Raw genomic sequence first — 4,659 nt, forward strand, 5'->3', positions numbered from 1 at the left:
GGAATGCCCGCTTCGACCTTGCCGACGAGGTCGGCACCGACGTCGGCGCCCTTGGTGAAGATGCCGCCGCCGAGGCGGGCGAAGATCGAGATCAGCGACGAGCCGAACGCGAGGCCGACCAGCGCGTGCAGCGCATGCGTCGTGTCGAAACCGAAATGCAGCAGGGCGAGGTAGTAGCCGGCGACGCCGAGCAGGCCGAGACCGACCACGAGCATGCCGGTGATCGCGCCGCCGCGGAAGGCGACGTCGAGCGCGGCGGCAAGCCCTGAGCGCGCCGCTTCCGCCGTACGCACGTTGGCGGCTACGGAAACATTCATGCCGATAAAACCGGTCGCGCCCGAGAGGATCGCGCCGATCGCAAAACCGATCGCCGTCGCCCAACCCAGCGCGAAGCCGATGACCACGAACAGCACCGCGCCGACGATGCCGATCGTCGTGTACTGGCGGTTGAGATAGGCACGCGCGCCTTCCTGGATCGCCGCGGCGATCTGCTGCATGCGTTCGTTGCCGGCAGGCTTGGCCAGAATCCAACTTCGCGACCAGACGCCGTAGACGATTGCGAGCAAGGCGCAGATGGGCGCGATCCAGTAACCGTATTGTTGCAACATGCCTTTCTCCCTAGAAACAGGCTGATGGGTGGAAACAACGATGGGGCGGTACGGAAAAGCTTGCCCCGAGTATACCCAGCCACGACGCGATGGGTAGCTGCGCTGCGCAAACTCTGCGGATCGCGCGTTGTGGTATCGCTGTCAGTGCCGATGCGGCGCGCGCGCCAGCGCCCAGACGTCGACGCGCGCGATGCCGGCGCGCTTGAGTGTGCGCGCGGCTTCGCGCAGGGTCGTGCCGGTCGTCATCACGTCGTCGAGCAGGGCGACGTGGGCGGGCATCGCGTGGTCCGCGTCGACTTCGAATGCGCCACGCAGGTTCTTGCGGCGCGCGACGGCATCGAGGTCCGACTGCGCCGCCGTCGCGCGCGTGCGGCGCAAGAGTCCTGGCGCGAGCACGAGACCGAACTCGCGCGCGAGCGGCTTGGCCAGTTCCAGCGCCTGGTTGTAGCCGCGTTCGCGCAGACGCGTGGAGTGCAGCGGCACGGGCACGATCGCGTCGGGCAGCGCGGCGATCGCGCCGTCACCCAGCGCCGTGCGCAGCGCGGCAGTCCACAATTCGGCGAGCACGCGGCCCGCGGCGAGGCTGTGGCCGAACTTGAGTTTGGTCAGCAGCAGATCGAGCGGATGGCCGTAGAGATACGGTACGAACGTCGCGTCGAACGCGGGCTCGTTCTTCAGGCATTCGCCGCACAACGCGGCGGGCGCGGCCAGCGGCAGGGCGCAACGCGCGCAGGCGATGCGGTTCAGGGCGAGATCGGCTAGGCAAGCGCGACACAGGTCGCGCAGGGTTTCCCCGCGTGCACCGCAGAGCAGGCAGTGCGGCGGCAGCAATGCGAATTGCAGGCGCCGCCACAACCCGTCAACTTTCGACGAAGCTTTCGGGTTGACAGCGGAGAAGGCCGTATTCACACTGCCAAAAGTTTACGCCCAAACGAAACAATCCGATGTCCGCCAAGATCGAATCCATGCCGACGGCCGAGCGTGTCAGCCGCAGTGAAGTGCTTGCCCTGTTCGCCCTGCCATTCAACGACCTGCTCGCGCGTGCGCATGATGTGCATCGCAGGCATCACGACGCGAACGCGGTGCAGGTGTCGACACTGCTGTCGATCAAGACCGGCGGCTGTCCGGAGGACTGCGCATACTGCCCGCAAAGCGCGCGCTACGCGACCGGGGTGAAGGCCGAGAAACTGATGTCGCTCGACGCGGTATTGGAGAAGGCGAAGCAGGCCAAGGCCGCCGGTGCGACGCGCTTCTGCATGGGCGCGGCTTGGCGCTCGCCTAAGGATCGCGACGTGGAGAAAGTCGCCGAAATGGTCGGCGCGGTGCGCGCGCTCGGCATGGAGACCTGCGCCACGCTTGGCATGCTCAGTGCACCGCAGGCGTCGAAGCTGAAATCGGCCGGGCTCGACTACTACAACCACAACCTCGACACCGCGCCCGAGTTCTACGGCGAGATCATCCACACGCGCGAATACCAGGATCGCCTCGACACGTTGGAAAACGTGCGCGCCGCCGGCATGAAAACCTGCTGCGGCGGCATCGTCGGCATGGGCGAATCGCGCGAGCAGCGCGCGGGCCTGCTGCACACGCTGGCGAATCTGCCCGAGCATCCGCAGTCGGTGCCGATCAATCGCCTTGTGCAAGTCGCGGGCACGCCGCTCAACGGCACCACGCTGCTCGATCCGTTCGAATTCGTGCGCCCGATTGCCGTCGCGCGCATCCTGATGCCGCGCTCTATGGTGCGCCTCTCCGCCGGCCGCGCCGAAATGAGCGACGAATTGCAGGCTTTGTGCTTCTTCGCTGGCGCGAACTCGATCTTCTACGGCGAGAAGCTGCTGACCACCGGCAATCCCGATGTCGAGCACGACCAGGCGCTGTTCGCGCGGCTCGGTATCGCGCCGATGCAGGTCGAGCTGGAGCCGGGCACGGTGCACGCGGATATTGTCGAAGCCGCGTAATCTATTGCCGTCATTCTGCCGAGAATCGGAATGACGAGCGAAAAACATGAGTCGTCCTGATCTCATCGAACCTCTTGCCGTCGCTCAAACCGAACGTGCGCGGCAGGATTTGCTGCGCCGCCTGCGCAAGGTCGAGGCGGTCGACGGCACGCGCATCCAGATCGACGGCAAGGTGCTCGTCAACTTTGCCAGCAACGACTATCTCGGCCTCGCCCAGCATCCGGCGCTGCAGGACGCGTTGATCCGCGCGGCGAAACAATGGGGCGTCGGCGCAACCGCGGCGCATCTGCTCGGCGGTCATCGCGAGGAGCACGAGGCGCTCGAAGAAAAACTCGCAGGCTGGACGCGGCGCAAATGCGCTCTGCTGTTTTCGACCGGCTACATGGCCAACCTCGGCGCGTTGCAGGCCTTGCTTGCGGAAGGCGACATCTGCGTGCAAGACAAGCTCAATCACGCCTGCCTGATCGACGGCGCGCGGTTGTCCGGGGCGACACTCAAGCGCTATGTGCACGCTGATGCCGCCAGTGCGAAACGTCAACTCGAATCGAATGCGGGCAATGCCGCGCTGCTCGCCACCGACGGCGTGTTCAGCATGGACGGCGATGTCGCTCCGCTGGTCGATCTTGCTGGCTTGTGCAAAACGCAGCGAGCAACATTGATGGTTGACGACGCGCACGGCCTCGGCGTGCTCGGCGACGAAGGCGCAGGCAGTCTGGTCGAAGCGAACCTGAAGCAGGACGATGCGCCCGTGCTGATGGCGACACTGGGCAAGGCGCTCGGCGTTGCGGGCGCATTCGTCGCCGGCAGCAAGGCATTGGTCGACGGTCTCGTCCAGTTCGCGCGCACGCATGTTTACACGACCGCGATGCCGCCTGCGCTCGCCGCGGCGACGAGCGCGGCGGTCGACATCGCGCGCTTCGAGGATTGGCGGCGCGCCAAATTGCAACGCCTCGTCGCGCATTTCCGCCACGGTGCGGGCGAGCGCGGCATCTACCTGCTCGACTCGCGCACGCCGATCCAGCCCGTACTGATCGGTGCCAGCCGCGCTGCACTGACTGCCGCGCAACGACTGGAGGCCGACGGCTATTTCGTGCCGGCGATTCGCCCGCCGACGGTCGCGCAAGGCAAGGCGCGGCTGCGCATCACCTTTTCGGCGCTGCATGACGAAGCCGACGTGGAAAGACTGTTGAATGCCCTCGCGCGCGCGATCGCGCATGCGCAGCGCGCGACAAAGAAGGATCGTTGAAAGACATGCTGCATATCGAAACGGTCGGCGCGGGTCCCGACCTCGTCCTGATCCATGGCTGGGCTATGCACTGCGGCATCTTCGCGCCGCTGACGCCGCTGCTTGCCGAACGCTTCCGCGTGCATCTGGTCGATCTGCCGGGGCATGGCTTCAGTCGCGACGACGATGCGCCGGTCGACGCGCGCGCCTGGGCGGCGCGTATTGCGGAATCGACACCGCGAAATGCGATCTGGGTCGGCTGGTCGATGGGCGGACTCGTCGCGTTGCATGCGGCGCTCGATGGGTCCGATCATGTGCGCGGTCTCGTCGAAATCGCCAACTCGCCGCGCTTCGTCGCGGCCGCCGATTGGTCGCATGCGATGGCGCCGAAGGTGCTCGAGGGTTTCGAGAAGGGGCTCGAACGCGACTACCGCGCCACCGTCGAGGGATTTCTCGCGCTCGAGCTGATCGGCAGCCCGAATCCGCAGTCGATGCTGCGCGATCTCAAGGCACGCGTGTTCGAGCGTGGCGAGCCGCCACTGCGCGTGCTTGTCGACGGTTTGCGCGAACTCGAAACCTCCGACCTGCGCGCACGCGTGGTCGAGTTGACGATGCCGAATCTGTGGATCGCGGGTCGGCGCGATCGGCTGATCCATGCTGAGGCGATGCGCTGGTCTTCACGGCAAAACGGCAAAGGCGAATACGTCGAAATTGATTCGGGCCATGCACCATTCCTGAGTCATCCGCGGGAAGTCGCCGAGGCGATCTTCGATTTCTCGGCAACGCTGGCCATCGCATGACGCCGCCGTTCGACACGCACCAGGTGCGCCACGCCTTCGGCCGTGCCGCGGCGAGCTACGAGGCGCAT

5 protein-coding genes are annotated in these 4,659 nt (G+C 66.0%); 3 read left to right on the forward strand and 2 right to left on the reverse strand.

The features are described 5' to 3' along the window. Together VF497_RS13835 and VF497_RS13840 are read right to left on the reverse strand one after the other, a co-directional pair. Positions 1-608, reverse strand: a 608-nt coding sequence (locus VF497_RS13835; protein WP_330889685.1) for a sodium/proton-translocating pyrophosphatase, incomplete at its 3' end; no start/stop codon positions are given. 141 nt (positions 609-749) lie between these two features. After that, positions 750-1,517, reverse strand: coding sequence for a ComF family protein (locus tag VF497_RS13840; RefSeq protein ID WP_330889687.1), 768 nt, complete (start codon positions 1,515-1,517; stop codon positions 750-752). Between the two features lie 35 nt (positions 1,518-1,552). Between VF497_RS13840 and bioB the strand changes: the two genes are divergently transcribed. The 3 genes from bioB to bioH are packed head-to-tail and all read left to right on the forward strand — an operon-like array spanning position 1,553 to position 4,591. After that, the gene (gene bioB, locus VF497_RS13845; protein WP_330889689.1) at positions 1,553-2,566 is read left to right on the forward strand and encodes a biotin synthase BioB; all 1,014 of its coding nucleotides are present in this window, start codon (positions 1,553-1,555) and stop codon (positions 2,564-2,566) included. Between the two features lie 46 nt (positions 2,567-2,612). After that, positions 2,613-3,812 (forward strand): 8-amino-7-oxononanoate synthase, encoded by a 1,200-nt coding sequence (gene bioF / locus VF497_RS13850; protein WP_330889691.1) that lies wholly within the window; start codon positions 2,613-2,615, stop codon positions 3,810-3,812. A gap of 5 nt (positions 3,813-3,817) precedes the next feature. Further along, complete coding sequence (gene bioH / locus VF497_RS13855; protein WP_330889693.1) at positions 3,818-4,591, forward strand: pimeloyl-ACP methyl ester esterase BioH; 774 nt, start codon at positions 3,818-3,820, stop codon at positions 4,589-4,591. Positions 4,592-4,659: the final 68 nt, after the last annotated feature.

Source organism: Rudaea sp., assembly GCF_036383415.1.
In the GTDB taxonomy this organism is placed as follows: domain Bacteria; phylum Pseudomonadota; class Gammaproteobacteria; order Xanthomonadales; family Rhodanobacteraceae; genus Rudaea.

Bases quoted from the DNA above. Each gene is read 5' to 3' on its own strand.
- bioH (WP_330889693.1), top strand. From the start codon at position 3,818: ATGCTGCATATCGAAACGGTCGGCGCGGGTCCCGACCTCGTCCTGATC.
- bioB (WP_330889689.1), top strand. From the start codon at position 1,553: ATGTCCGCCAAGATCGAATCCATGCCGACGGCCGAGCGTGTCAGCCGC.
- bioF (WP_330889691.1), top strand. From the start codon at position 2,613: ATGAGTCGTCCTGATCTCATCGAACCTCTTGCCGTCGCTCAAACCGAA.